26 protein-coding genes and 1 tRNA gene are annotated in these 26684 nt (G+C 30.7%); 19 read left to right on the top strand and 8 right to left on the bottom strand.

The window, feature by feature from the left end:
* Positions 1 to 40 precede the first annotated feature (40 nt).
* From rpoB to BT151_RS10725, 3 genes are read left to right on the top strand one after another with little or no spacing between them, the layout of a single operon-like run.
* Positions 41 to 3853, top strand: coding sequence for a DNA-directed RNA polymerase subunit beta (rpoB, locus tag BT151_RS10735; RefSeq protein ID WP_072402016.1), 3813 nt, complete (start codon positions 41 to 43; stop codon positions 3851 to 3853).
* Between the two features lie 32 nt (positions 3854 to 3885).
* The gene (gene rpoC, locus BT151_RS10730) at positions 3886 to 8187 is read left to right on the top strand and encodes a DNA-directed RNA polymerase subunit beta' (RefSeq protein WP_072402014.1); all 4302 of its coding nucleotides are present in this window, start codon (positions 3886 to 3888) and stop codon (positions 8185 to 8187) included.
* Positions 8188 to 8238: 51 nt separating this feature from the next.
* Positions 8239 to 8556 carry a DUF3467 domain-containing protein gene (locus BT151_RS10725; RefSeq protein WP_072402012.1) on the top strand — a complete coding sequence of 106 codons (318 nt, stop codon included), beginning with the start codon at positions 8239 to 8241 and terminating at the stop codon, positions 8554 to 8556.
* Between the two features lie 39 nt (positions 8557 to 8595).
* On the opposite strand, the gene BT151_RS10720 is transcribed toward BT151_RS10725, so the two are convergent.
* Positions 8596 to 8823, bottom strand: a complete 228-nt coding sequence (locus tag BT151_RS10720) for a (4Fe-4S)-binding protein (protein ID WP_072402010.1) — start codon at positions 8821 to 8823, stop codon at positions 8596 to 8598.
* Positions 8824 to 8954: 131 nt separating this feature from the next.
* Entirely contained in the window at positions 8955 to 10544 is a 1590-nt protein-coding gene (locus tag BT151_RS10715; RefSeq protein ID WP_072402008.1) for a peptide chain release factor 3, read from the bottom strand.
* Positions 10545 to 10673: 129 nt separating this feature from the next.
* On the opposite strand from BT151_RS10715, the gene idi reads away from it, so the two are divergent.
* From idi to BT151_RS10690, 5 genes are all read left to right on the top strand, one after another.
* A complete protein-coding gene (gene idi / locus BT151_RS10710) occupies positions 10674 to 11201 on the top strand; it encodes an isopentenyl-diphosphate Delta-isomerase (protein ID WP_072402006.1) in 528 nt (175 codons plus the stop codon).
* Entirely contained in the window at positions 11198 to 11608 is a 411-nt protein-coding gene (locus BT151_RS10705) for a 6-pyruvoyl trahydropterin synthase family protein (RefSeq protein WP_072402004.1), read from the top strand. The genes idi and BT151_RS10705 overlap by 4 nt, the downstream gene beginning before the upstream one ends.
* Before the next feature lie 18 nt (positions 11609 to 11626).
* Positions 11627 to 12598, top strand: a complete 972-nt coding sequence (locus tag BT151_RS10700; protein ID WP_072402002.1) for a type I phosphomannose isomerase catalytic subunit — start codon at positions 11627 to 11629, stop codon at positions 12596 to 12598.
* A gap of 27 nt (positions 12599 to 12625) precedes the next feature.
* Positions 12626 to 12895, top strand: coding sequence for a hypothetical protein (locus BT151_RS10695; RefSeq protein WP_072402000.1), 270 nt, complete (start codon positions 12626 to 12628; stop codon positions 12893 to 12895).
* Between the two features lie 61 nt (positions 12896 to 12956).
* Positions 12957 to 13030, top strand: a tRNA-Thr gene (locus BT151_RS10690).
* Positions 13031 to 13184: 154 nt separating this feature from the next.
* Here the strand turns inward: BT151_RS10690 and BT151_RS10685 are convergent.
* Together BT151_RS10685 and BT151_RS10680 are read right to left on the bottom strand one after the other, a co-directional pair.
* A complete protein-coding gene (locus BT151_RS10685) occupies positions 13185 to 13886 on the bottom strand; it encodes a DUF4369 domain-containing protein (protein WP_072401999.1) in 702 nt (233 codons plus the stop codon).
* Between the two features lie 575 nt (positions 13887 to 14461).
* On the bottom strand, positions 14462 to 15055 hold the full coding sequence (locus BT151_RS10680; RefSeq protein ID WP_072401997.1) for an alpha-ketoglutarate-dependent dioxygenase AlkB family protein: 594 nt from the start codon (positions 15053 to 15055) through the stop codon (positions 14462 to 14464).
* A 39-nt stretch (positions 15056 to 15094) separates the two neighbouring features.
* Between BT151_RS10680 and BT151_RS10675 the strand changes: the two genes are divergently transcribed.
* Positions 15095 to 15760: a M15 family metallopeptidase gene (locus BT151_RS10675; RefSeq protein ID WP_084647924.1), complete on the top strand. Its 666-nt coding sequence runs from the start codon at positions 15095 to 15097 to the stop codon at positions 15758 to 15760.
* A gap of 61 nt (positions 15761 to 15821) precedes the next feature.
* Here the strand turns inward: BT151_RS10675 and BT151_RS10670 are convergent, their stop codons facing one another.
* The gene (locus BT151_RS10670; RefSeq protein WP_072401995.1) at positions 15822 to 16166 is read right to left on the bottom strand and encodes a DUF6249 domain-containing protein; all 345 of its coding nucleotides are present in this window, start codon (positions 16164 to 16166) and stop codon (positions 15822 to 15824) included.
* Positions 16167 to 16309: 143 nt separating this feature from the next.
* Here BT151_RS10670 and BT151_RS10665 point away from each other — a divergent pair, with 143 nt between their 5' ends.
* Both BT151_RS10665 and BT151_RS10660 read left to right on the top strand, forming a co-directional pair.
* Complete coding sequence (locus BT151_RS10665) at positions 16310 to 16897, top strand: RNA polymerase sigma factor (protein ID WP_072401993.1); 588 nt, start codon at positions 16310 to 16312, stop codon at positions 16895 to 16897.
* Positions 16878 to 17279 (top strand): hypothetical protein, encoded by a 402-nt coding sequence (locus BT151_RS10660; RefSeq protein WP_072401991.1) that lies wholly within the window; start codon positions 16878 to 16880, stop codon positions 17277 to 17279. Before BT151_RS10665 ends, BT151_RS10660 begins: the two co-directional genes overlap by 20 nt.
* A gap of 57 nt (positions 17280 to 17336) precedes the next feature.
* On the opposite strand, the gene BT151_RS10655 is transcribed toward BT151_RS10660, so the two are convergent.
* The 3 genes from BT151_RS10655 to BT151_RS10645 all read right to left on the bottom strand — a co-directional run bounded on the left by BT151_RS10655 (position 17337) and on the right by BT151_RS10645 (position 21015).
* On the bottom strand, positions 17337 to 18968 hold the full coding sequence (locus tag BT151_RS10655) for a serine hydrolase (protein ID WP_072401989.1): 1632 nt from the start codon (positions 18966 to 18968) through the stop codon (positions 17337 to 17339).
* 124 nt (positions 18969 to 19092) lie between these two features.
* The gene (locus BT151_RS10650; RefSeq protein ID WP_072401987.1) at positions 19093 to 20334 is read right to left on the bottom strand and encodes a DEAD/DEAH box helicase; all 1242 of its coding nucleotides are present in this window, start codon (positions 20332 to 20334) and stop codon (positions 19093 to 19095) included.
* A 42-nt stretch (positions 20335 to 20376) separates the two neighbouring features.
* Complete coding sequence (locus BT151_RS10645) at positions 20377 to 21015, bottom strand: MOSC domain-containing protein (RefSeq protein WP_072401985.1); 639 nt, start codon at positions 21013 to 21015, stop codon at positions 20377 to 20379.
* Between the two features lie 240 nt (positions 21016 to 21255).
* Here BT151_RS10645 and BT151_RS10640 point away from each other — a divergent pair, with 240 nt between their 5' ends.
* The 8 genes from BT151_RS10640 (at position 21256) to BT151_RS10605 (ending at position 26659) form a co-directional block, all read left to right on the top strand.
* Positions 21256 to 21732, top strand: coding sequence for an Hsp20/alpha crystallin family protein (locus tag BT151_RS10640; RefSeq protein ID WP_072402640.1), 477 nt, complete (start codon positions 21256 to 21258; stop codon positions 21730 to 21732).
* 186 nt (positions 21733 to 21918) lie between these two features.
* A complete protein-coding gene (locus BT151_RS10635; protein ID WP_072401983.1) occupies positions 21919 to 22650 on the top strand; it encodes an energy transducer TonB in 732 nt (243 codons plus the stop codon).
* 182 nt (positions 22651 to 22832) lie between these two features.
* Positions 22833 to 23456, top strand: a complete 624-nt coding sequence (locus BT151_RS10630; protein WP_072401981.1) for a tetratricopeptide repeat protein — start codon at positions 22833 to 22835, stop codon at positions 23454 to 23456.
* A 5-nt stretch (positions 23457 to 23461) separates the two neighbouring features.
* A complete protein-coding gene (locus BT151_RS10625) occupies positions 23462 to 24784 on the top strand; it encodes a 2TM domain-containing protein (protein ID WP_072401979.1) in 1323 nt (440 codons plus the stop codon).
* A 2-nt stretch (positions 24785 to 24786) separates the two neighbouring features.
* Positions 24787 to 25092 carry a 2TM domain-containing protein gene (locus BT151_RS10620; protein ID WP_072401977.1) on the top strand — a complete coding sequence of 102 codons (306 nt, stop codon included), beginning with the start codon at positions 24787 to 24789 and terminating at the stop codon, positions 25090 to 25092.
* Positions 25093 to 25096: 4 nt separating this feature from the next.
* On the top strand, positions 25097 to 25411 hold the full coding sequence (locus BT151_RS10615; protein WP_072401975.1) for a 2TM domain-containing protein: 315 nt from the start codon (positions 25097 to 25099) through the stop codon (positions 25409 to 25411).
* Complete coding sequence (locus tag BT151_RS10610) at positions 25392 to 25697, top strand: 2TM domain-containing protein (protein ID WP_072401973.1); 306 nt, start codon at positions 25392 to 25394, stop codon at positions 25695 to 25697. The genes BT151_RS10615 and BT151_RS10610 overlap by 20 nt, the downstream gene beginning before the upstream one ends.
* Before the next feature lie 206 nt (positions 25698 to 25903).
* Entirely contained in the window at positions 25904 to 26659 is a 756-nt protein-coding gene (locus BT151_RS10605) for a LytR/AlgR family response regulator transcription factor (protein WP_072401971.1), read from the top strand.
* Positions 26660 to 26684: the final 25 nt, after the last annotated feature.

Raw genomic sequence — 26684 nt, 5'->3', positions numbered from 1 at the left:
ACGTTATCACTATTTTTTTTAATCAAAATTCCGTCTATTGATGTTATCAACACAAGCTGAAAGATTAAATTTCTCGTCTATTGTAAATAGAACAGAATATCCAGATTTCTTGGATATTCAGATTAAATCCTTCCAGGATTTTTTCCAATTAGAAACAAAATCTGAAGAAAGAGGAGATGAAGGATTGTATAATACCTTCATGGAAAACTTTCCAATTACAGATTCACGTAATCAATTCGTTTTAGAATTTTTAGATTACTTCGTAGATCCACCAAGATATGCCATTGATGAGTGTATTGAAAGAGGACTTACATATAGCGTTCCGCTAAAGGCTAGGTTAAAGTTGTATTGTACAGACCCTGAACATGAGGATTTCGAGACCATTGTTCAAGATGTGTATTTAGGAACTATACCTTACATGACACCTTCAGGTACTTTTTGTATTAATGGTGCAGAGCGCGTAGTAGTATCTCAATTACACCGTTCACCAGGGGTTTTCTTTGGTCAATCTTTCCATGCAAATGGAACAAAATTATATTCAGCAAGGGTTATTCCATTCAAAGGATCGTGGATTGAGTTTGCTACAGATATCAACCAGGTAATGTATGCTTACATTGATAGAAAGAAAAAATTACCTGTTACTACTCTTTTCCGTGCAATTGGTTTTGAACGAGATAAAGATATTTTAGAGATTTTTGATTTAGCTGAAGAAGTTAAAGTGTCAAAATCTGGATTAAAAAAATATACAGGACGAAAATTAGCAGCACGTGTATTAAACACATGGCATGAGGATTTTGTTGATGAAGATACTGGAGAAGTAGTATCTATTGAGCGTAATGAAATTGTGCTTGATCGTGATACTATTTTAGATAAAGAAAATATAGAAGAAATTCTTGAAGCTGATGTTAAAACTATTCTTTTACATAAAGAAAGTACAGAGCAAGGTGATTATGCAATTATTCACAACACACTTCAAAAAGATCCAACAAACTCTGAAAAAGAGGCTGTTGAACATATTTATAGACAATTACGTAATGCGGAGCCGCCAGATGAGGAAACTGCACGTGGAATAATTGATAAATTATTCTTCTCAGATCAACGTTACTCTTTAGGAGAAGTTGGGCGTTACAGAATGAACAAAAAATTACAGTTGGATATTGGAATGGATAAGCAAGTGCTTACCAAAGAAGATATCATTACTATTATAAAATATTTAATCGAGCTTATCAACTCAAAAGCAGAGATTGATGATATTGATCACTTATCTAACCGTCGTGTACGTACAGTTGGTGAGCAATTATCTCAACAATTTGGTGTTGGTTTAGCACGTATGGCACGTACTATTCGTGAGCGTATGAACGTTCGTGATAACGAGGTATTTACTCCAATAGATTTAATTAATGCAAAGACACTATCTTCTGTAATTAATTCATTCTTTGGTACAAACCAGTTATCTCAGTTTATGGATCAAACAAATCCATTAGCAGAGATTACTCATAAGCGTCGTTTATCAGCATTAGGACCAGGAGGTTTATCTCGTGAGAGAGCAGGTTTCGAGGTTCGTGATGTTCACTACACACACTATGGTCGTTTATGTCCTATTGAAACTCCAGAGGGACCAAATATTGGTTTAATTTCTTCGCTTTCTGTATATGCAAAAGTGAATTCTATGGGATTCATTGAAACGCCTTATAGAAAAGTAACTAATGGTGTTGTTGATATTGTAAATGACCCAATATACCTAAGTGCTGAAGAAGAAGAAGAGAAATTAATAGCACAAGCTACTGTTAAAGTAGATGAAAACGGTAAAATATTACACGATAAGGTAATTGCTCGTATGGAAGGAGATTTTCCTGTAATAGAGCCTACTGCTGTAAATTATACAGATGTAGCACCTAATCAAATTTCATCTATTTCAGCATCTTTAATTCCTTTCTTAGAGCATGATGATGCGAATAGAGCCTTGATGGGATCTAATATGATGCGTCAAGCAGTTCCATTATTAAGAGTAGATGCACCTATTGTAGGTACAGGCTTAGAACGTCAAGTAGCATCAGATTCTCGTGTATTAATTAATGCCGAAGGAGAAGGAGAAGTACTTTATGTTGATGCAAATGAGATTAAAATAAAATACGCACGTACTGAAGATGAAGCTAAAGTAAGTTTTGATAGTGATATTAAAACATACCAATTAGTGAAATTCAGAAAGACTAACCAAGGTACATCTATCAACCTTAAGCCAATTGTGGTTAAAGGAGATAAAGTATCTAAAGGTCAAGTTTTATGTGAAGGTTATGCGACACAAAAAGGAGAATTAGCACTTGGTAGAAATATGAAAGTAGCGTTTATGCCTTGGAAAGGGTATAACTTTGAGGATGCCATTGTAATTTCTGAAAAAGTAGTTCGTGAAGATATTTTTACATCAATTCATATTGATGAGTATTCTCTTGATGTACGTGATACTAAATTAGGTAATGAAGAATTAACTAATGATATTCCTAACGTTTCTGAAGAAGCTACTAAAGATTTAGATGAAAACGGAATGATTCGCGTTGGTGCTGAAGTTAAGCCTGGTGATATTCTTATTGGTAAAATCACACCTAAAGGAGAAAGTGATCCAACTCCAGAAGAAAAATTATTGCGTGCTATCTTTGGTGATAAAGCAGGTGATGTAAAAGATGCCTCATTAAAAGCATCTCCTTCATTACATGGTGTTGTTATCGAAAAGAAATTGTTTGCAAGAGCAGTAAAAGATAAGCGTAAGAGAGCACAAGATAAAGATGATATTTTAGCTCTAGAAGCGCAATACGATAGAAAATTTGATGATTTAAAAGATGTTTTAATCGAAAAACTTTTCAATATCGTTAATGGAAAAACTGCTCAAGGTATTTTTAATGATTTAGGTGAAGAAGTATTACCAAAAGGTAAAAAATTCACTTTAAAAATGTTAAATGCTGTTGATGATTATGCACACTTAGTTTCTGGAAAATGGACTACAGATGAGCATACAAATACATTAGTTGCAGATTTAATTCATAACTATAAAATTAAAGAAAACGATTTACAAGGTTCTTTAAGAAGAGAGAAGTTTACAATCTCAGTAGGTGATGAGTTACCAGCAGGTATTATTAAATTAGCTAAAGTTTACATCGCTAAGAAACGTAAACTTAAAGTAGGTGATAAAATGGCAGGACGTCACGGTAACAAAGGTATTGTTGCACGTATTGTTCGTCAAGAAGATATGCCATTCTTAGAAGATGGAACGCCTGTTGATATTGTATTAAATCCACTTGGTGTACCATCTCGTATGAATATTGGTCAGATTTATGAAACTGTTCTTGGTTGGGCAGGTCAAAAGTTAAACCGTACTTATGCAACACCAATTTTTGATGGTGCAACAATAGATCAAATTAACGAATTTACAGATGAAGCTGGAATTCCAAGATATGGTCATACGTATTTATACGATGGTGGTACTGGAGCGCGTTTTGATCAACCAGCAACAGTTGGAGTTATCTACATGTTGAAATTAGGACACATGGTAGACGATAAAATGCACGCACGTTCTATAGGACCTTACTCATTAATTACACAACAACCTCTTGGTGGTAAAGCACAATTTGGTGGTCAGCGTTTTGGTGAGATGGAAGTTTGGGCACTTGAAGCTTATGGAGCATCAAGCACCTTACGAGAGATTTTAACTGTAAAATCTGATGATGTAATTGGTAGAGCTAAAACATACGAAGCAATCGTAAAAGGTGAACCAATGCCAGATCCAGGATTACCAGAATCATTCAACGTACTTATGCACGAATTGAAAGGTTTAGGATTGGATATCAGATTAGAGGAGTAGGTTAATTAATAAATTCATTTCAACCATATATTATGGCAAGAAAACAAGATAAGAATACAGTAAGGAGATTTAATAAAATCTCAATTGGTTTAGCATCACCAGAGTCTATTTTAGCAGAGTCTAGAGGTGAAGTTTTAAAACCAGAAACTATCAATTATCGAACTCATAAACCAGAAAGAGATGGTTTGTTCTGTGAACGTATTTTTGGTCCTGTAAAGGATTACGAATGTGCTTGTGGAAAATATAAAAGAATTCGTTACAAAGGTATTGTTTGTGATCGTTGTGGTGTAGAAGTAACAGAAAAGAAAGTACGTCGTGATAGAGTAGGACACATCAACTTAGTTGTGCCTGTTGCTCACATTTGGTACTTTCGTTCTTTACCAAACAAAATTGGTTACTTATTAGGATTACCATCTAAGAAATTAGATATGATTATTTACTACGAACGTTATGTAGTAATTCAGCCAGGTAATGCTAAAAATGAAGAAGGAGAGCCATTACAAAAACTAGATTTCCTTACGGAAGAAGAATATTTAAATATTCTTGAAACACTTCCACAAGATAATCAGTACTTAGATGATACAGACCCAAATAAGTTTTTAGCTAAAATGGGTGCTGAATGTTTAATCGAACTATTATCAAGAATTGATTTAGAAGCGTTATCATATGAATTACGTCATAAAGCAAATACAGAAACGTCTAAACAACGTAAAACAGAAGCTTTAAAACGTTTACAAGTTGTTGAATCTTTACGTGAATCTAACAATAATAGAGAAAATCGTCCTGAGTGGATGATCATGAAAGTAATTCCTATTATTCCACCAGAATTGCGTCCTTTAGTGCCGTTAGATGGTGGTCGTTTTGCAACGTCCGATTTAAATGATTTATACCGTCGTGTAATTATTCGTAACAATCGTCTTAAAAGATTGGTTGAAATAAAAGCACCAGAAGTAATTTTACGTAATGAAAAACGTATGTTACAAGAATCGGTAGATTCATTATTTGATAACACACGTAAGTCATCTGCTGTAAAAACAGATTCTAATAGACCATTAAAATCTTTATCAGATTCACTTAAAGGTAAGCAAGGGCGTTTCCGTCAAAATTTACTTGGTAAGCGTGTTGATTATTCTGCACGTTCGGTAATTGTTGTTGGTCCAGAATTAAAATTACATGAGTGTGGATTGCCAAAAAATATGGCAGCTGAATTATATAAGCCTTTCGTAATTAGGAAATTAATTGAAAGAGGTATTGTTAAAACAGTAAAATCTGCAAAGAAAATTATAGATAAAAGAGAACCAGTTGTTTGGGATATCTTGGAAAATGTTCTTAAAGGACACCCAGTATTACTTAACCGTGCGCCTACTTTACACCGTTTAGGTATACAAGCTTTTCAACCAAAATTAATTGAAGGAAAAGCAATTCAGTTACACCCATTAGTATGTACAGCATTTAATGCGGATTTTGATGGTGACCAAATGGCAGTACATTTACCATTAGGACCAGAAGCTATTTTGGAATGTCAATTATTAATGTTGGCATCTCATAATATCTTAAATCCAGCAAATGGTTCACCAGTAACGGTACCTTCTCAAGATATGGTACTTGGTCTTTATTATATGACCAAGTTACGTACGTCTACTCCAGAAGTTAAAGTTAAAGGTGAAGGCTTAACATTTTATTCTCCAGAGGAAGTAGAAATTGCTTTTAACGAAGGTAAAGTAGAGTTAAATGCAAGTATTAAAGTAAGAACTATTGATATTAATGAAGATGGTAAATTAGCACCAATGATTGTTGATACTACTGTTGGTCGTGTATTATTTAATCAACATGTACCACAAGCAGCAGGTTATATCAATCAAGTACTTACTAAAAAATCATTAAGAGATATTATTGGTGATATTCTTAAAGCAACATCTGTTCCTGAAACGGCAGATTTCTTAGATGCAATTAGAACTTTAGGGTTTAAATTTGCTTTCCAAGGAGGATTGTCATTTAGTTTAGGAGATATTATCATTCCACCAGAAAAACAAGGAATGATCGATAAAGCTAACGCTTTAGTTGATGGTATTACAGGTAACTATAACATGGGACTTATTACTAACAACGAACGTTATAATCAAGTTATTGATATTTGGACATCTACAAATGCTGAATTGACTGAATTGTCAATGAAACGTATTCGTGAAGATCAACAAGGATTTAACTCGGTGTTTATGATGCTTGATTCTGGAGCTCGTGGATCTAAAGAACAGATTCGTCAGCTTACAGGTATGCGTGGATTAATGGCAAAACCTAAAAAATCTAATGCAGGTGGTGGAGAGATTATTGAAAACCCAATTCTTTCTAACTTTAAAGAAGGACTTTCAATTTTAGAATACTTTATATCAACTCACGGGGCTCGTAAAGGTCTTGCCGATACAGCACTTAAAACTGCCGATGCAGGTTACTTAACACGTCGTTTAGTTGATGTATCTCAGGATGTTATTATCAATACAGAAGATTGTGGTACATTAAGAGGTGTTGAAGTTGAGCCATTGAAGAAAAATGATGAAGTTGTTGAAACTTTAGAAGAAAGAATCGTTGGTCGTGTTTCGTTAAATGATGTTTACAATCCATTAACAGATGAGTTATTAGTTTCAGCTGGTCAATTAATAGAAGATCATATTGCTAAAGCTATTGAAGCATCACCAATTGAAAGTGTTGAAGCACGTTCAGCATTAACATGTGAAGCTTTACAAGGTATTTGCGCTAAATGTTACGGACGTAATTTAGCTACCGGTAAAATGGTACAACGTGGAGAAGCTGTTGGTGTAGTAGCTGCACAATCTATTGGAGAACCAGGTACACAGTTAACACTTCGTACGTTCCACGTAGGTGGTATTGCAGGTAACATTTCAGAGGAAAACAAATTAGTTGTTAAGTTTGATGGTATAGCAGAAATCGAAGATTTGAAAACTGTTAAAGGTAAAGATAATGAAGGTAATGATATTGATATTGTAATATCTAGAACTTCAGAGCTTAAATTAACAGATAAGAAAACAGGTATTGTTTTAAGTACTAATAATATTCCTTATGGTTCAACCATTTTTGTTAAAAATGGCCAACAATTAACTAAAGGAGATGTTGTTTGTACTTGGGATCCATATAACGGTGTTATTATTTCAGAATTTGCTGGTAAAGTAAAATATGAAAACATCGAACAAGGTATTACTTACCAAGTTGAGATTGATGAGCAAACAGGTTTCCAAGAGAAAGTAATTTCAGAATCTAGAAACAAAAAGCTTATTCCTACACTTCATATTGAAGATAGTAATGGAGAAACAATGCGTTCTTACAACTTACCAGTTGGGGCTCACTTAATGATTGATGATGGTGAAAAAATTATTGTTGGTAAGATATTAGTTAAAATACCACGTAAATCTGCAAAAGCGGGTGATATTACAGGAGGTTTACCACGTGTAACTGAGTTATTTGAAGCACGTAACCCTTCAAACCCAGCAGTTGTTAGTGCTATTGATGGTGTTGTTTCTTTTGGGAAAATTAAGAGAGGTAATCGTGAGATTATAGTAGAATCGAAATTAGGTGATGTTAAAAAGTACTTAGTAAAATTATCTAATCAAATTCTTGTACAAGAAAATGATTATGTTAAAGCTGGTATGCCTTTATCTGATGGTTCTATTACACCAAACGATATTTTAAATATTAAAGGACCTTCTGCTGTTCAACAATACTTAGTTAATGAAGTACAAGAAGTATATCGTTTACAAGGTGTGAAAATTAATGATAAACACTTTGAAGTTGTTGTAAGGCAAATGATGCGTAAAGTTAGAATTATAGATTCTGGTGATACTATCTTCTTAGAAGATCAATTAGCACATAAAGCAGATTTCATTAAAGAAAATGATGATATCTTTGGAATGAAAGTAATTGAAAACGCTGGAGATTCTACAAATCTTAAAGAGGGGCAAATTATTACACCTCGTGAATTAAGAGATGAAAATTCAATTTTACGTCGTGAAGATAAAGAACTTGTTGTAGCTAGAGATGCTAGACCAGCAACGGCTACACCAATACTACAAGGTATTACAAGAGCTTCACTTCAAACAAAATCGTTTATTTCTGCGGCATCGTTCCAGGAAACTACTAAAGTACTTAACGAAGCTGCTGTAGCAGGTAAAGTTGATTCTTTAGAAGGATTAAAAGAAAATGTAATTGTTGGGCATAGAATACCAGCAGGTACAGGAATGAGACGTTATAATGATATTATTGTTGGCTCTAAAGAAGAGTTTGACGAAATGATGCAAGTAAAGCAAGAATTAAATTATAATTAATTAGTAACATTCCCGCGAAAGCGGGAATGTTTTTTTAATAAGACATTTATTATGGCTAACGAAAGTGATAAACCAAAACAAGGACAAATAAACATTGAATTAGATGAAAAAGTAGCTGAAGGAATATATTCTAATTTGGCTATTATAAATCATTCTGTATCTGAGTTTGTTGTTGATTTTGTGAGTATTATGCCAGGAATTCCAAAAAGCAAAGTAAAGTCTAGAATTATCTTAACGCCTCAGCACGCTAAGCGATTACTAAAAGCGTTAAATGATAATGTTACCAGATTTGAAAATGCACATGGAGAAATTAAGGATTATGAACAACCCCCAATTCCATTAAATTTTGGACCAACTGGTCAAGCATAAATAAAAAAGCCTTTGAAATTTTCAAAGGCTTTTTTATTTTTAAGCAACTTTCTTATTAATATGAAATTGTAAAGCGCCAGAAGGACATTTTTTTACTTGATTTATAACTTTTTCAGTCGGGGCTCCATCTAAATCAATCCAAGGAATTACAGAATGTCTAAATACATTTGAAAGTTCCTTAGCACAACGCTCTGCATTAATACATTTACAAGGCTCGTAAGTTACAGTAATATCATTATTACTAAAAACATTGTCTATTGTTTCCATAGGTAGATCATTATTTGGGGTTATGATTCTATTTTAAATTTAGAAAAACTGTGAATCTAATATTAAAATTTTCGTTAAAAAGTTTTTAAATACCGATTAAAAATTAATAATCGACGAAATACATATTAGTTTTAATCAAATTCTGAAGTAAAATGAAGCTTAATATTTGGGTATTTTTGCTGTGTCATTTGTAAAGAAAAAGCAGAATCTGCTAAAAATACTAATTGATTTTGTTTGTCTTTTGCTAAAAAGCGCTGTTTAACTCTAACAAACTCTTTGTATTCATCTGATTTTGAGTTTTTAGGGTCAACCCAACAAGCTTTAAATACATTCAAGTTTTCGTAAGTACATTTTGCACCATATTCATGCTCTAATCTGTATTGAATAACTTCATATTGAAGCGCTCCAACGGTACCAATCACTTTTCGTCCATTAAGTTCTAAAGTGAATAATTGTGCTACACCTTCATCCATTAATTGATCAATACCTTTAAAAAGTTGTTTAGATTTTAAAGGATCGGCGTTATTAATATATCTAAAATGTTCTGGGGAGAAACTTGGTACACCTTTATAATTAATGTTTTCACCTTCAGTTAATGTGTCCCCAATTTTAAAATTTCCTGTATCATGTAAACCAACAATATCTCCAGGATATGAAACATCTACAATTTCTTTTTTCTCAGCAAAAAATGCATTTGGGCTAGAAAATTTCATTTTTTTATTATTCCTTACATGCAAGTAAGGTTTGTTTCTTTCAAATTTTCCAGAAACAATTTTAATAAATGCCAAACGGTCTCTGTGATTAGGATCCATATTAGCATGAATCTTAAATACAAACCCTGTAAATTTATTTTCTTTAGGTTCTACTAAGCGTTCCTCACTTTGTTTTGGTCTTGGTTTTGGTGCTATTTCAACAAAGCAATCTAATAATTCTCTTACTCCAAAATTGTTTAAAGCTGAACCAAAAAATACGGGTTGTAACTTTCCGTTTAAATATTTATCTTTATCAAATTCTGGATATATACCACTTACTAATTCTATTTCTTCTCTTAAAGTATTTGCCGCTTTTTCTCCTACTAATTTATCTAATTGCGAAGAAGCTAAATCTGATATTTCAATGGTTTCTTCAATATCTCTTCTACTATCACCACTAAAAAGATTAATGTTCTTTTCCCAAATGTTATAAATACCTTTAAAGTCGTAACCCATTCCAATAGGAAAGCTTAATGGCACAACTTTTAAGCCTAATTTTTGTTCAATTTCATCAAGTAAGTCAAAAGCATCTTTACCTTCTCTATCCATTTTGTTTATGAAAACAATCATAGGAATGTTTCGCATTCTACAAACTTCAACTAACTTTTCTGTTTGTTCCTCTACACCTTTTGCAACATCAATAACAACAATTACACTATCTACAGCAGTTAGGGTTCTAAAGGTGTCTTCAGCAAAATCTTTGTGTCCAGGAGTATCAAGAATATTAATTTTGATGCCATTGTATTCAAAAGCTAAAACAGAAGTTGCAACCGAAATACCACGCTGGCGTTCAATTTCCATAAAGTCACTAGTTGCTCCTTTTTTTATTTTATTACTTTTTACAGCACCAGCTTCTTGAATAGCGCCACCAAATAGAAGTAATTTTTCGGTTAAGGTAGTTTTACCAGCATCTGGGTGAGAAATGATACCAAAAGTTCGTCTGCGTTGTATTTCTTTTAAAAAGCTCATAGATGTTTATGCAAATGGGTTGCAAATATAATATTTATAACGCCAATAATAATAGAAGTTTAAAGCACTTTTTAAATTTCTAATTAGAATAATGATTTTTAAAAATTTACTTGGTATTTTTGTTTCGATATGGAAGAAGAAAAAGTAATTCTTGTTAATGAAAATGACGAGCAAATAGGTTTAATGCCTAAGTTAGAAGCTCACGAAAAAGCCTTGTTACATCGCGCATTTTCTGTGTTTGTTTTTAATGATGAAAATGAGTTAATGTTGCAACAACGTGCTTTAAATAAATATCATTCGCCAGGTTTATGGACCAATACGTGTTGTAGCCATCAAAGAGACGGAGAAACGAACCTAGAAGCTGGTAAAAGGCGTTTAATGGAAGAAATGGGTTTTGTTGTAGACTTACAAGAGTCTATATCCTTCATATATAAAGCCCCATTTGATAATGGTTTAACAGAGCACGAGTACGATCATGTTTTGCTAGGAAAATACAATGACACACCATTTATTAATCCTGATGAAGTTGCAAGTTGGAAATGGATGCTATTAGAAGATGTAAAGGTAGATATTTCACTTCATCCAGAATTATATACAGCTTGGTTTAAAGTTATTTTTGATAAGTTTTACGAACATATTAATATTACTAACTCATGAAAGTAACTGTAAGTAGGAAAGCTCATTTTAATGCAGCACACAGGTTATATAGAAAGGATTGGAGTTTTGAAAAGAATGATGAAATCTTCGGGAAATGCAATAACCCCAATTTTCATGGTCATAATTATGAACTTATTGTAAGTGTAAATGGTGAGATTGACCAAGAAACAGGTTATGTTATTGATATGAAAGTTTTAAAAGACATTATAAAAAGTGAAGTTGAAGATGCTTTTGATCATAAAAATTTAAACCTTGAAGTTCCAGAATTTCAAGATTTAAATCCAACTGCTGAAAATATTGCAGTTGTTATTTACAATAAAATGAAACCAAAACTTGATGCTAATTTAGATTTGGAAATAACGCTTTATGAAACACCTAGAAACTTTGTAACCTATTCAGGAAAATAAAAAATAAAAATATACAATATGTCAAACATTTTATATCCAATAAAATTTACACCTATATTAAAAGATAAAATTTGGGGTGGACAAAAATTGAAAAATATCCTAAATAAGGATAGTGATTTACCAAATATTGGTGAAAGCTGGGAAATTAGTGATGTAGAAGGAGATACATCAATAGTTTCTAACGGAAGTTTAAAAGGACAATCTTTGAAAGATCTTCTAAAAACTTACAAATCAGATTTAATAGGGCTTCAGAATTATAGAATATTTAAAGATAAATTCCCTCTTCTAATTAAATTTATAGATGCTAAAGAAGATTTATCTATTCAATTGCATCCTAATGATGAGTTGGCAGCAAAACGTCATAATTCCTTTGGAAAAACAGAAATGTGGTATGTTTTTCAAGCAGATGAAGACTCTAATCTTATTGTAGGGTTTAATCAAGAAATGACTCCAGAAACCTATTTGGAACATTTAAATAATAAAACCCTTACCAAAATTTTAAATTTTGATAAAGTTAAAACAGGGGATACTTATTTTATAGAAGTAGGACGTGTACATGCTATCGGCGCTGGTGTTATGGTAGCAGAAATTCAGCAAACAAGCGATATTACTTATAGAGTTTATGATTGGGATAGAGTAGATGATGAAGGTAACGAACGTGAGCTACATAACGATTTGGCTATTGATGCGTTTAATTTTGATATGCCTGATAATTTTAGAGTGACTTACGATAAAACAGAAAACCACTCTAATGAAATGGTTAGCTGCCCATATTTTACAACAAACTATTTGAAAATAAACAAGACACTTAAAAAAGAAAATGACCACAACTCATTTCTTATTTATATGTGTGTTGAAGGTGATGCTGAAATTACTGCTAATGGTTTTTCAGAAGTTATTAAAAAAGGAGAAACGATATTACTTCCTGCAGTGATTGATAACTATGAAATTAATTCTAAAAATGCTACCCTATTAGAAGTTTATGTGTAATTTTGCATTCAAATTAAATTAGAAATTATGGCAAATGTTAGAGACCTAAAAAAGGATATTAATTACGTTTTAGGAGATATTATAGAAGCAGTTTATGTTTGGGAATATGCAAATACAGACAAAGAGACTAAAAAGAGTGAGGCAATCATTGATGAAGCAATTGCAACTTTTGATGAATTAATTGCTAAAGTGAATGCAAAAAACATAGACAATGTTAAAGCTCATTATAAAGCTATTAATAACGAGTTAGAGATAAAAGGAAGAGCTTTAATTGAAAAAATTAATAAGCTTTCATAAATTTTTTTAACGGAGTGCTTGTAAATATCATTTTTGCGTTTATATTTGCACCCGTTAAAACGCCGATGTAGCTCAGCTGGCTAGAGCAGCTGATTTGTAATCAGCAGGTCGTGGGTTCGAGTCCCTCCATCGGCTCTAAAATGCCTCTCTTTTTGAGAGGCATTTCATTTTATATAAGTTGGATTTGAAGCTTAATGGATCTACTCATAGGCTTTTAAACAAAAAGACCTTTCATTATTATGAAAGGTCTTTTTGTTTTTATACTACTAAAGAGAGAACTACTAGTTTGTTAATTCTCGTTCTCTTTTATTTTTTTAATGAAAGATTCTAACTCTTCACCATATTTAGTTGCTTTAACTTCTGGTGTTAGTGAATTGTTTATAGTGTCTAAAAATTTTACATGCGCATTATATATTTCTGAGAGCGCTAAATAAGGTGCTACTTCACTATTTTTATTATTTAAAGCAAAATTTACAGTATATAAATATTTTCTTTTCAGCATATTATCTGCTTCTTTTCTAATAATATTTATTTTAGCTGTGTCTGCTTGTTTTTGAGCTTCAAATTGTTCTTTTATTAAATCTAAGTTTCTGTTATTCATTTTTGAAATCATAGATTGATATTGTTCTAAAATTTTCTGTTGTTCAGAGCCTATTATTTTAGCATCAAAAACAAAGTTTTTAAGGGTTGTATTAATTTCTGTAACACCTTTATCTGCAAAAAATCTAATTCTATCTTTATCAGTGCTCTTTTTATCTAAGTATAAGAAAAATACTTCTGGAGAATCTAAATCACTTTGTAATTCGAAATTGGAGTTACCATTAATAACTAATGAGTCTACAGTTATAAGAATAGTATCTTCTATCTTTTTTAGATATACTGTTCCTTTTTTTAATCCTTGGATATTACCTTTTACAATTAAATCTTTTTCTTTTTTACCACAAGCAATTAATATTAGGAGGGTAAGAATTAATAACGAAATTTTCTTCATGAATTGATTAGTTTTTTGATGAGCAAATATCTTATAATTAAATATGAAATACTAATAGCTAGTTATTATTTTAAAAATTGTAGAGAGAAGTAATTAATTGTTAAAAAAATCACAAAATAAAATTAGTAAATTTAGTTTGGCACGGGTATTGCTTTATAGATTGTAATTACATTCATATAAAAAGTTTATTGAGTGGTTACTTTAAACTTAAGATTGTAATTCATATTTTTGGTTAGTTAGTTAATAAAAAAGCATCTCTTTTCGGGATGCTTTTTTTAGTTTACAACTATTTATCCAGTATTAAATGATTTTAAAATAGTGCATTTCGTCGATTATTTTGTTTTTCTTGTCGATAAATGTTAAAATTAAGTGCATTTCATCGATTTTTAATGTATTTAATCGTTGAGTAATCTTTTATAATTATATATTTGGAGGGTACTAAATAACATACTTTTTAGTTCAATGGATTAATTAATTAATATTTGCATTATGTGTTGATATGGAAACCCAAATCTAACGTCATAATATAAAAAAGCAAATTGAGAAAAAACCGAGTTTGAGGGAACTCGGTTTTTTTATGCAATAATTCTAAAGGTTAAATTAATCCGATTTTCAATATTTTTTTGAGTTTTTGGTATTTGATGTAACCAATATTTTTGAGTTTCACCTTTCATCAATAATAGGCTACCGTGCTGTAGTATTAGTTTTAATTTTTGGTCTTTTTCGTGTCTATGCTTAAAATGAAATACTCTTTCTTCTCCAAATGAAACAGAGGCTATAATAGGCTTTTCTCCTAATTCTTTTTCATTATCTGCATGCCAACCGTTACTGTCTTTTCCATCACGATATAAATTTGCTAAGCAACTTGTAAATTTAATAGATAATTCCGTTTCAATAATATTTTTAATTTCTAGTAAATTGCCACTAAAAGGGTTTGGGCTCATTACAATATTGCTGTATTTATAGCTGTGGTTGTTATTTGCGAAAAAAGCAGTTAAACGAGGTTGTAAATGAGTTTTACCAAAAACGGTTATAGTATCTTGTTTCCAATTAATTGTTTCTAGTAAATTATTAAAATGAATATCGGAGTCAATTTTATTAAAAAAGTTGGGATAATAAACAACTTCTGCATCATTCATCTTTAAATTTATTGGACTTCCAAAGAGCATGTTCTTTTATTTTCTAAATTAGCATAATTAAGAAGATTTATGAAATATTTAGTTGTTGTTTTACTTAGTTTATTTTGTTTTAATGCTTTAGCTCAATTGCCTGGAGATTTTGTTTATGTGCATGACATTATTCCAGATTTGGAAGTGGAGCTGCGTTATAATACGTCAAATAACTTTTTGGGTAAGCCTGTTACTGGCTACCAAGCCAATAAACTTATATTGACTACTGAAACAGCCAAGGCTTTGAAATTAGTTCATGAAGCATTGCAACAACAAAATTTATGTTTAAAAATTTATGATGGTTACCGGCCACAGCAAGCCGTAAATCATTTTGTTAAATGGGCTAAAGATTTAAACGATACTATTAATAAACATATTTTTTACCCACATGTTAAAAAAAGTAACTTATTTAAAGCTGGTTATATTGCTTCAAAATCTGGACATAGTAGAGGTAGCACGGTCGATTTAACTATTATTGATGGTAATACAGGTAAGCCTTTAGATATGGGTAGCCCTTATGATTTTTTTGGAAAAGAATCTTGGGTTGATTATGAAAATATTACTGAAGAGCAAAAAGCTAATAGGCAGTTGCTTCAACGCATTATGATTAAATATGGTTTTAGAAATTACCCAAAAGAATGGTGGCACTTTACACTTCGTGGAGAACCTTTTCCAAATACTTTTTTTGATTTTGAAATTAAATAAAAAACTGCTTTCCATATAAAATAGAAAATAGTTTTGAATTTGATTGATGAATAGTTTGTTGTTATTCCTTATCTAAATTTTTAGTCATATTAAAACCAATAAATAAGGCAACACCAGATATAAAGAAAATAACAGCCGGATAAATGGCGTCGTCATCTAAAGTTGTGTATTCGGCTAAAAGCATGGCAATAAATACACCAACACCAATACCCATTAGTAATAATGCCAGATTTAAAATTAATACTTTCCAAATAGGAGCTGTATGAGTTCTACCTCTCATAAAAATACTGGCATCAACACCTTTTTCAATGAGTGCTAAACGCTCCTTGTTTCTAGTAGATAAATAAAGATAAGCCATACCGAAAACTGCTAGAAAAAAGCTGATTGGGATTAATATTTCTTCCATAATTGTTTGTTTTTAATTGATTATTTTTAATGTGTTCATAGCTTATGACGATGTGTTTTTCATTTTGGTTACACTTTTTAAAAAAAAAATATTTTCACATTATTATGTAACCTTAAATAATATAAAGGCGTCTTACTTTTAAAATGACCACTAACGATCAATATTATATCAACCTAATAATTGAAGGCGACACTAATGCATTTTCTGTATTGGTAGAACGCTACAAGGATTTGGTGTTTACTTTAACGCTTAAAATACTCAAGAATAGGGAAGAGGCAGAAGAAGTCGCTCAAGATACTTTTGTAAAGGCGTATAAATCGTTAAGTAAATTTAAAGGCGATTCTAAATTTTCAACCTGGATTTATAAAATAGCTTATAATACCAGTTTAGATAGACTTAAAAAGAATAAAAAGTACATTAACGATGTTGCAATTGATGAATTTACAGAACATCAAGTAAAAACTATCGATAACGCATTAGATAAATTAGAAGATAAAGAACGGGAACAAACCATTCAAGAATGTATAGCTTTATTACCAAATGAAGATAGTTTTTTGTTAACTTTATATTATTTTGAAGAATTATCTCTAGAAGAGATTTCTAAAACTATGGGAATAAAAACCAATAATGTAAAAGTGAAATTGTTTAGAAGTAGAAAAAAGTTGGCAACAATTTTAAAGCAACAATTAGAACCAGAATTAATTGAGTATTATGAAAGAGAAAGCAGATAAATATTTAGACGATTTAGCTAATAAAGTTATTAAAAGAACAACTGTTCAAAGTCCGTCTTTTAATTTCACTGCTGCTGTGATGTCTCAAGTTGAAGTTTTAAATAAAAAACAAACAATAGTTTATAAGCCATTAATATCTAAAACAATTTGGGTTTTAATTTCAGTTGGCTTTTTGGCAATAATTATTTATGCTTTATTTTCTGGAAATAAAGTTGAATCTACAAGTTGGTTAAATGAAATGGATTTTAGTGCATTAACAAATACATTATCAAGTTTTAAATTATCTAAAACAGTTATGTATGCTGTGGTGTTTTTTGGATTTATGATTTGCATTCAAATCCCACTTCTTAAAAATTATTTCGATAAGCGATTGGAGATGTAAATTATAGTTAAATAAAAAAAGCCATCACAAAATGATGGCTTTTTTTATTTACTAAACTTAATTCTTTTTAGCCTCCATTTCTTGTCCGCCTTGATAGAGTATTAAGCTTTTTACTTTGTCATTTTCATCTTTAATAAATTTAATACTTGCTACTACTACTTTAAAAAAGAACTTATCTGTGCCTTCACCAAAAATCTCAAATCTAGATTGTCCTGTAGCTTGTGCAAATATTTTGTTTTCTTCGGTTGTAATTTCAATATTAAAACCAGGTTGTAGTGTATATACACCAATGTATTGTTTTAATATAGCAGCATCAAACTCTATAGATTCTTTTTCTGATTGTACTTTTTTATCGGTTTCAAAACCTTTAGAGATATCAATTCTATTTTTAAAAACCACTTCTTTTTTATCATTGTTTATTGAAAAAACATATTTGGATAAACTATTATCAAAAGAAAATTCATTAGCAGATATAGGAAATATTTTAAACTTACTGCTTCCATCTCGCTGACTAAATAATTGGTCGTCTTCTAAAGTTACAGATCTTAAAGCACCATCTTCAAATTCATAATTTCCAACCCATTGTTGTAATTGGGAGTTAGTTAATGAAATTGTGTTTTCTGTTTCAGAGTATGGTTTTCCAATAGCTAATGCTGCTATTTTTATAGCAAGATCTGTAGGTGAGTTACAATCGCAATTGGTTAGTACAATAACATAAACATTCTTGCTAGGCACATTAACACCCATTGTTGTATAACCAAAAATACCACCACCATGTTCTATAGTAGGTATGTCGTTTATAGCGTTTAAACTCCAGCCATAACCATAATTTAATTTTTCGCCATTATTTAAAGTATAATTTGTGTAAGCTTTTTCTAGAGATGATTTTGAGATAAGTGTATTCGAGTTTACAGCTTGTTGCCATTTAAGCATATCGTCTACATTAGACATTAAAGAACCAGCGGCATATGGTAGTGTTAAACTAATATAATCTGCATTTGTGTATGTGTTGTTTTGGTTTTGGTAACCGTAAGCTCTATTTTTAATTATTGTTTTATTACTTCCATAATGAGATGAATACATGCCAAGTTTCTTGAAAATATTTTCATCTATAAAATCCGCATAGCTTTTTCCAGAAATTTTTTCAATTATATATCCTAAAAGAATATATCCTGAATTGTTATAACGATAACTTTCACCAGGATCAAAATCCATAGGTTCATTTTTAAAATAATCTATTAATTCAGTTGGAGACATATCTGTTCTTGCTATTTTCATCAAATTCATTGATGTGTAGCTTTTAATTCCAGAAGTATGTGTTAATAAATGGTGAATGGTTATGGTTTTCCCGTGTGTAGGATAATCAGGAATAAATTTAGTAATCTCATCATCTAAATTTAATTTTCCTTGCTCCACGAGCATTAAAATAGAAACCGAAGTAAATTGTTTGGTTATGGAGCCAATTTCAAATATATTTTCGGGTTTCATTGGGACATCTAATTCAAGATTAGAATTACCAAAAGCTTTTCGGTAAATTACTTTTCCGTTTTTATAAACTAAAGCAGTAGCACCAGGTTCATTTGGTTTGTATTTTGCTTCTAATAATTGATCTATTTTAGATTCTAAGTTTTGGGCTTGTACTAATGTGATTAAAAAAAAGAATAAAGAGGTAAACAGTAATTTTTTCATATTTGATTGGTTTTTGATTGATAATCTATATGACGTGTTTGTTTATGAGAAAGTTACAAAAAAACCACTTCATTTTAGTGAAGTGGTTTTAATCTTATTTATAAGTGAAGTGTTTTTATGTTTTTTAATACCAACGTTTCTTTTTCTTTTTTGAAGCTTCACTTTTTCTGCCTTTTTTATGTTTACTTCCTGTTTTTTTAGATTTATGAATAATAGGTTTTGCTTTAGGATCTAAAGGGTAAGGATGTTCTTCTTCAATAGGAATTTGAATATTTATTAATTGCTGAATTGTTTTTACATATGCTTTTTCATCTGCCGAACAAAACGAATACGAGTTTCCAAAATTACCAGCACGACCTGTTCTACCAATTCGGTGAACATAAGTTTCTGGTACATTTGGCATATCAAAATTTATAACAGCATCTAACTCGTTAATATCTATACCACGTGCAGCAACATCTGTAGCAATTAAAATATTAACATAGCCATTTTTAAATTTGTTTAGAGCTTCTTGTCTCAAGCTTTGTGGTTTATCTCCGTGGAAACTTTCAACTTTATAACCGTTTTTTATTAGTGTTTGCTCTAACTTATCGACACCAAATTTTGTGCGTCTAAAAATTAAAATATTTCCTTTAATAGTATTTCTTAATAAATGTAAACAGAGTTCAATTTTATTAAGTTTAGAAACATAATATAATACTTGGCTTACATTTTTTGCGGCAGATGAGGTTGGTGTAACTTCAACACGTTCTGGTGTTTTTAAAATAGTATTTGCAAGTTGTTCAACCTTATAAGGCATTGTTGCCGAAAACAATAAGATTTGCTTTTCTTGTGGACATAAACGTTCAATCTTTTTTACATCGTCTATAAAACCCATGTCTAGCATTAAATCGGCTTCATCTAAAACCAAAGTTTTAACATAATCTAAGTTTATAAGATCTTGTTTATGTAAATCTAGAAGGCGACCAGGAGTTGCAATTAAAATATCGACACCTTTTTTTAAAACATCAATTTGTGGTTCTATAGAAGCGCCACCAAAAATAACAGTAGTTCTTAAATTTGTATGCTTGCTATAGGTTTTAAAATTATCTTCAATTTGAATAGCTAATTCTCGTGTAGGACTAACAATTAAAGCTTTTATTTTTTTGCCTTTTTTGGGAGCATCTTGTTTATCAAATAATAATTGTAAAATTGGTAAAGCAAAAGCCGCTGTTTTACCTGTTCCTGTTTGCGCAGATGCTATGACATCTTTTCCTTCAAGAACTAACGGGATAGTTTGTTCTTGTACTAAAGTAGGATTATCGTAACCAGCTTCTGCTACAGCTCTTAAAAGTGGTTTGTTTAATTGTAAGTCTTTAAATGACATGTAAAATAATTTACTGCAAAGATATAACAAACCATATCAAAGTTAATTTATAATATAGCCACTTAATAACACTCTTTTTTTTGGAGGAATAGCAAGACTTTTTGAGGCTATTTTTAGTAAAGTTTGATCCTTTTCTTTGGCATGTACTAATTGAAATAATTGAGACACAGTTAAACTGCTTTCAGGTCTTTCAACTAAAGTAAATTCATCATTAATATTAACAAAACCATCTTCAAGAATGCTTAAGTAAGTACCACCAAAACCATGTTGTATAAATTGTTTAAGTACGGTTTGTGTGCCAAATTTATGGCCTAATTTATAACAAGGCTCTCTGTATTGTGAAATTCTGACTAAAGCTTCACCTACTTTATAAACATCTCCTAAAAAAACTTGTGTTTCATCAAAATCTGAAACTGTTAAATTCTCACCAAACATACCCCAATTCCAATCTAAATGAGGATAAAGATTTTCCCAATAAGGGTATTCTTCTGCCGAAAACATATAACAAGCTTTAAACTCACCGCCATGATGTATTCGGTCTGAAACTTCATCGTCTTTTACATCGTTTTTAGTTAAGTAAATAGGTTTGTTTGTTGGTGTTTTATAAATACCTGTAGTTTCTTCTTTACCATTCCAAATAAATGTAGTTGGTTTTGCTATGTTGGTTGAGATGATTTTCATGACTAGATTTGTTATGATATAGATAATTAATCGAATTTATAATTTTTTATGAGAAAGGCAAAATAAAATATTCCCGAATATTTGACATAAAATGAATTGTGAAAGTGAAAAAATGACAGAAATTTGTTAAAGAAAATCTAAAGAATAAGACACTTTATCACTAAATAAGATTTGGTATTTTTATTGCATTTAATGTATTGAATATTAATAGAGTAAATGTTTAACTTAAAATTTTTAACAATGAGCAATTTAGCAACATTACCGAAAAATGGGGGTTTAGCAAACAAAAATACAGCCTCAAACTTCCCATTATTATCAACTTGGTTTGACGATTTTTCTTTAAATGATTTTCCGTCACTATTTTCTTCAAACTTCAATACAGGTATTACCTTACCTAAGGTCAATATTAAGGAAGTTTCAGATGCATTTATAGTTGAAATGGCAGTTCCTGGATTAAAAAAATCCGATTTCAATATTAATTTAGAGAACAATATTTTATCAATTTCTGCAGAATTAAAAGAAGAGAATGAAGAAAAAAACAAAGGTTATACACGCCGAGAATTTGGATATTCTTCGTTTAAGAGAACTTTTACATTACCAGAAACGGTTAACGATAGCAAAATTAATGCAAACTATAGCGAGGGTATTTTACTTGTGCATCTTCCAAAAAAAGAAGAGGCAAAACAAAAACCATCTAGAACAATTCAAATTTCATAAGTGTTATAAATAGTTTGATTGAATTCCATTAAATTAAAAAGCTGTCTATAAAAAGACAGCTTTTTTTATACATAAAGTTACTATATATAATATAAACTACAAATAAAGTCTTATTTGTAACATGACAATTATCATACTTATTTAAAGACAATTCCAATAATTTTATAGTATTAAATTTTAATAGTCATGAAAGCTAAAAAGAACCCAAAATTAGAAATAGGCAGAAATAGCAGTATTTATTTTGCTATTGGACTCAATTTGATGTTGCTCTTATCTTGGCGGGCATTAGAGTATAAAAGTTATGAAAAAAGTGATTTTGTAATGGATATTGTTAATGTAGACCAAGAAATAGAAGAAGATATACCAATTATAAACGTAAACGTACCACCACCACCTCCACCACCTATAGCAATAAGTGAAAATGTTCTAATTGTTGAGGATGTTGTGGAAATTGAAGAAACAGTTATTGAAAGCACCGAATCAAGTCAAGATGATGCTATTAAAGATTTTGTTGCTGTAGATGTTTCTGATGTAAATGTTGAAGAAGTAGAAGAAGACGTAGAAGTTGCTTTTGCTATAATTGAAGACGTGCCAGTATTTCCAGGTTGCGAAGGATTAAACAAAAATGAAACTAAAAATTGTTTTCAAAAAAAGATACAAGAGCATGTAATGAGGAATTTCGAATATCCACAATCTGCTTTAGATCTAGGTATTCAAGGTCGTGTTTCGGTAGTATTTGTTATAGATTCTAAAGGTTATACTACCAATGTAAGATCTAGAGGCCCAGATAGAATTTTAGAAAAAGAGGCAGAGCGTATTATTGGTTTGCTACCAAGTATGAAACCAGGAAAACAAAGAGGTAAACCTGTAAAAGTAGCTTATGGAGTACCAATATTTTTTAAATACGCTGCACAATAATTTTTTATAAGTTGTTATATAATAAAAGTGGCAAAAGTTTTAAACTTTTGCCACTTTTATTATATAAGATATCGATTTAACATTTCATCATTAAAAAATAACAATTCGGTTAGTCTCTTTTTTATAAACTTGACTTCTGTTAGATATTTGTTTCATAATTAATAAATCAAAAAACGAATATTATGAAACATTTAATCATTATTGCAACACTAATAGTTTCTGGGCTTGTTAATGCTCAAACTAGCTATGAAAAAGGCATGGAAAAAGCCTTTGATTTTTGGAGAAGTAATAACCCAACCGAAGCTTCTAATTTATTTGAACGTATTGCAGCAGCAGAAACAGATAATTGGCTACCACCTTATTATGCAGCACAAATAAATGTTCTATACAGTTTTGGAGAGCAAGATGAGGAGAAACTATCTGCTCAACTTAAAAAAGCACAAGACTTAATTAATGATGCTACAGCAATTTCAAAAGAGAATCCAGAAATATTGGTGCTACAAGCTTTATTGCACACCGCTTGGGTAGCTTATGATGGTGCAACATATGGTATGACGTTGTCTGGAAAAGTAGTTGAATTGTATGCTAAGGCAGCAAAACTAGCGCCTAATAACCCAAGAGTGGTATTTTGTAAAGCCGAATGGGATATGGGCGGCGCTAAGTATTTTGGACAAGACACGACGCCATTTTGTAAAGATATAGAACGTGCCATAGAACTTTTTGCTAACTTTAAACCAGAAACACCTTTTCATCCAAATTGGGGAAAAGAACGAGCTGAACAAGTTTTAGCAACCTGTAAACAATAATAACAATGAGTAAATTGACTAAAAATATATTAATCACATTTTTTATTGGTGTAGTAATATTCTTGATGGATAATGGAGCCAGAGGAGGTTTTAGTAGTAAGAGCATCAATGAATTATTAGTCAATTTTGCTGTGTATCAATTATATTCTTTTGCTATTGGATTTTCAAATATGTATTTTTTTGAGTATTTGAATAAAAGACAATGGAATGAAGGCGATGGCATTAAAAGAATATTAATAGGCTTTATTGGGTCGGTAGTAGTAACTATTGGATGTTTGTTTTTCTTAAATATGTTTACTGATATGTATTTCGATGGCGAAACATTATCAGAGTTTTTAAAAGAAGAAAGTTTTAATAGGTATAAGTTTAGTCTTTGGATAACGCTTACCGTAGTTGCAGCATTTCATGTGTTTTATTTCTACAAAAAAGCACAAGAAAAGAAAGTAAAAGAATCTCAAATAGTAGCAAAAAACGAAACAGCAAAATTTGAATCTTTAAAAAATCAATTAGACCCACATTTTTTATTCAATAGCTTAAATGTATTAACATCTTTAATTGGAGAAAACCCAAATCAAGCCGAAAAATTCACAACTAAACTCTCTAAAGTATACAGGTATGTTTTAGAGCAAAAAGATAAAGATCTTATTCCGTTAGAAGAAGAATTAAAATTTGCCAAATCATATATGGAACTTCTAAAAATGAGATTTGAAGATGGTATCAATTTTAGTATACCAGAAATACTATCAAATTCAGATTTAAAAATAGTGCCATTATCACTACAGTTATTGTTAGAAAATGCAGTAAAACATAATGTTATAACATCAAGTAATCCTTTAGAAATTAACATTTACGAAGAAAAAGGATATTTGGTAGTAGAGAACAATATTAACCCAAAAGCATCGCTTGAAAAGAGTACTAAAGTAGGGTTAAAAAATATCAATCAACGTTATAGTTTAATTACTAAAAACAAAGTTGAAATAGAAAATAATAACAAAGTTTTTAAGGTAAAACTACCATTATTAACACAAGAAATTAAAATTATGAAAACCGATTATTTAAATAACGATAGTCAAAAATATATTAGAGCCAAAAAACGTGTAGACGATTTAAAAGGTTTCTATGGGAACTTAACATCATATTGCGTAGTAATCCCTTTTTTAATATTTATAAATTATCAAACGCATTGGGGATTTCAATGGTTTTGGTTTCCGCTTTTTGGTTGGGGATTAGGACTCGCAATTCACGCATTTACCCTGTTTGGCTATGGTCAAGATTGGGAAGACCGTAAAATTAGAGAGTTCATGGAAAAAGAAGATAAAAAATTCTAATTATGAATCATCAATTTCAAGACGAAGAACGCTATTTACGTGCTCAAAAAAGAGTGAAAGAAATTAAAGGATTTTATAGACACTTACTTTGGTATGTTATTGTAAACGTACTTATAATTTTAGGTGTTGTAGCAGCTTACGGTTGGGATTTTAGTAAAATATTTACTTTTAATGCATATTCAACAGCACTTTTTTGGGGAATTGGAATCGCATTTCATTGGATAGGGGTATTTGGAAAAAGCGTAGGTTTCTCAAAAAAATGGGAAGAACGCAAGATTAAAGAATTTATGGATAAAGATAAGTTTTAGTGTTATGAATAGAAAATTTGAAGAAAAAGACAGCTACTTAAAAGCAGAAAAAAAAGTTACCGAACTAAAAGCATTATACATACATATTGTAATTGCTATCATATTAATACCTACAGTAATATTTATAAATTATCAAATAGATAAATTTACTGGATTTGTATGGTTTTGGTTCCCCATTGGCGGCATCATAATAAGCCTAATTCTCCATGTAGTAACTGTTTTTAAAATAGGAACAGATTGGGAAGAACGTAAGATTAAAGAACTATTAGAAAAAGAAGAATTATCAAAAAAACAAACTAATGGAAACGAATCCTATTGAAAAAGAACGTTACACACGAGCAGCAAAACGCGTAAAACGTATTAGAGGTTTTTATACCCATGCTTTAGTGTATATTGTCATTAACATTTTAATTGTGACTATAAACATTCAAAATCTGGCGCCTAACGAAAGTTATTTTCAATGGCATAATTTCATTACTTTAATAGGCTGGGGTGTAGGCTTACTAGCCCATGGTTTATCTGTTTTTGCACCAAATATTATTTTAGGAAAAGACTGGGAAGAGCGTAAGATTAAAGAATTAATGAATAACGATAAAAAACCTTGATATTAAAATTAGTTAGGGCGTTACCACAAGGGTCGCGCTTTACACTATATCTTTTTAAAATGTTATTGTCAAGTACAAAGTTTTGTGGTAATCATCTTAAATTTAGTTCCAAAGTTATTAAGTACAAATAAATTTTAAAAAGGATGCCGTTTCAATCGCTAACGCAAAACACAACAAAGTTTAAAAATATAGTTAAAAAATAATCAATGAAAGTCATAATAATTGAAGACGAAAAACCATCAGCAAGACGTTTACAACGTATGCTTCAAAGTTTAGATTTACAAACAGAAGTTATGTTACATTCAGTAGAAGAGTCTTTAAATTGGTTTCAAAATAATGAACATCCAGATTTAATATTTTTAGATATTCAATTAAGTGATGGTTTATCGTTCGAAATTTTTGAAACTATAGAAATAAAATCGGCAATAATTTTCACCACAGCTTATGATGAATATGCACTTCAAGCTTTTAAACTAAATAGCATCGACTATTTATTAAAACCAATAGATGAGGACGATCTGGCAACAGCCGTAAAAAAATATCAAGAACGTGCACCACAAAAACAAGCTGTAACTTTAGATTTTAACGATATTAAAAAACTACTTGTAAACCCAATAGATCGTGAGTATAAAAAGCGTTTCTCTGTAAAAGTAGGGCAGCATTTAAAACTGATTAATATTGACGATATTGAATGTTTTTATAGCGAAAATAAAGGCACCTATTTACACACTTCAGAAGGCCGAAACTATTTACTAGATACTACTTTAGAGCAATTAGAGAACGAGTTAGAACCACAAACCTTTTTTCGTATAAACCGTAAGTTTTTTGTGAATATTAACGCCATAAAAGATATGCTAAGCTATACCAATTCGCGTTTGCAAATTAAGCTAAATTCTTATAATGATGATGAGGTAATTGTTGCTCGCGAACGTGTAAAGGATTTTAGAGATTGGTTGGAGTAGTTTGTTGGATTTAAAACTAAATTAT

The sequence above is a fragment of the Flaviramulus basaltis genome, assembly GCF_900114265.1.
Classification (GTDB): domain Bacteria; phylum Bacteroidota; class Bacteroidia; order Flavobacteriales; family Flavobacteriaceae; genus Flaviramulus; species Flaviramulus basaltis.
The sequence above is the reverse complement of the archived record's forward strand: the minus strand, read 5'-3'. Positions and strand labels throughout refer to the sequence as shown.

Bases quoted from the DNA above. Each gene is read 5' to 3' on its own strand.
- rpoB (WP_072402016.1), top strand. From the start codon at position 41: ATGTTATCAACACAAGCTGAAAGATTAAATTTCTCGTCTATTGTAAAT.
- rpoC (WP_072402014.1), top strand. From the start codon at position 3,886: ATGGCAAGAAAACAAGATAAGAATACAGTAAGGAGATTTAATAAAATC.
- BT151_RS10725 (WP_072402012.1), top strand. From the start codon at position 8,239: ATGGCTAACGAAAGTGATAAACCAAAACAAGGACAAATAAACATTGAA.
- BT151_RS10720 (WP_072402010.1), bottom strand. From the start codon at position 8,823: ATGGAAACAATAGACAATGTTTTTAGTAATAATGATATTACTGTAACT.
- BT151_RS10715 (WP_072402008.1), bottom strand. From the start codon at position 10,544: ATGAGCTTTTTAAAAGAAATACAACGCAGACGAACTTTTGGTATCATT.
- idi (WP_072402006.1), top strand. From the start codon at position 10,674: ATGGAAGAAGAAAAAGTAATTCTTGTTAATGAAAATGACGAGCAAATA.
- BT151_RS10705 (WP_072402004.1), top strand. From the start codon at position 11,198: ATGAAAGTAACTGTAAGTAGGAAAGCTCATTTTAATGCAGCACACAGG.
- BT151_RS10700 (WP_072402002.1), top strand. From the start codon at position 11,627: ATGTCAAACATTTTATATCCAATAAAATTTACACCTATATTAAAAGAT.
- BT151_RS10695 (WP_072402000.1), top strand. From the start codon at position 12,626: ATGGCAAATGTTAGAGACCTAAAAAAGGATATTAATTACGTTTTAGGA.
- BT151_RS10685 (WP_072401999.1), bottom strand. From the start codon at position 13,886: ATGAAGAAAATTTCGTTATTAATTCTTACCCTCCTAATATTAATTGCT.
- BT151_RS10680 (WP_072401997.1), bottom strand. From the start codon at position 15,055: ATGCTCTTTGGAAGTCCAATAAATTTAAAGATGAATGATGCAGAAGTT.
- BT151_RS10675 (WP_084647924.1), top strand. From the start codon at position 15,095: ATGAAATATTTAGTTGTTGTTTTACTTAGTTTATTTTGTTTTAATGCT.
- BT151_RS10670 (WP_072401995.1), bottom strand. From the start codon at position 16,166: ATGGAAGAAATATTAATCCCAATCAGCTTTTTTCTAGCAGTTTTCGGT.
- BT151_RS10665 (WP_072401993.1), top strand. From the start codon at position 16,310: ATGACCACTAACGATCAATATTATATCAACCTAATAATTGAAGGCGAC.
- BT151_RS10660 (WP_072401991.1), top strand. From the start codon at position 16,878: ATGAAAGAGAAAGCAGATAAATATTTAGACGATTTAGCTAATAAAGTT.
- BT151_RS10655 (WP_072401989.1), bottom strand. From the start codon at position 18,968: ATGAAAAAATTACTGTTTACCTCTTTATTCTTTTTTTTAATCACATTA.
- BT151_RS10650 (WP_072401987.1), bottom strand. From the start codon at position 20,334: ATGTCATTTAAAGACTTACAATTAAACAAACCACTTTTAAGAGCTGTA.
- BT151_RS10645 (WP_072401985.1), bottom strand. From the start codon at position 21,015: ATGAAAATCATCTCAACCAACATAGCAAAACCAACTACATTTATTTGG.
- BT151_RS10640 (WP_072402640.1), top strand. From the start codon at position 21,256: ATGAGCAATTTAGCAACATTACCGAAAAATGGGGGTTTAGCAAACAAA.
- BT151_RS10635 (WP_072401983.1), top strand. From the start codon at position 21,919: ATGAAAGCTAAAAAGAACCCAAAATTAGAAATAGGCAGAAATAGCAGT.
- BT151_RS10630 (WP_072401981.1), top strand. From the start codon at position 22,833: ATGAAACATTTAATCATTATTGCAACACTAATAGTTTCTGGGCTTGTT.
- BT151_RS10625 (WP_072401979.1), top strand. From the start codon at position 23,462: ATGAGTAAATTGACTAAAAATATATTAATCACATTTTTTATTGGTGTA.
- BT151_RS10620 (WP_072401977.1), top strand. From the start codon at position 24,787: ATGAATCATCAATTTCAAGACGAAGAACGCTATTTACGTGCTCAAAAA.
- BT151_RS10615 (WP_072401975.1), top strand. From the start codon at position 25,097: ATGAATAGAAAATTTGAAGAAAAAGACAGCTACTTAAAAGCAGAAAAA.
- BT151_RS10610 (WP_072401973.1), top strand. From the start codon at position 25,392: ATGGAAACGAATCCTATTGAAAAAGAACGTTACACACGAGCAGCAAAA.
- BT151_RS10605 (WP_072401971.1), top strand. From the start codon at position 25,904: ATGAAAGTCATAATAATTGAAGACGAAAAACCATCAGCAAGACGTTTA.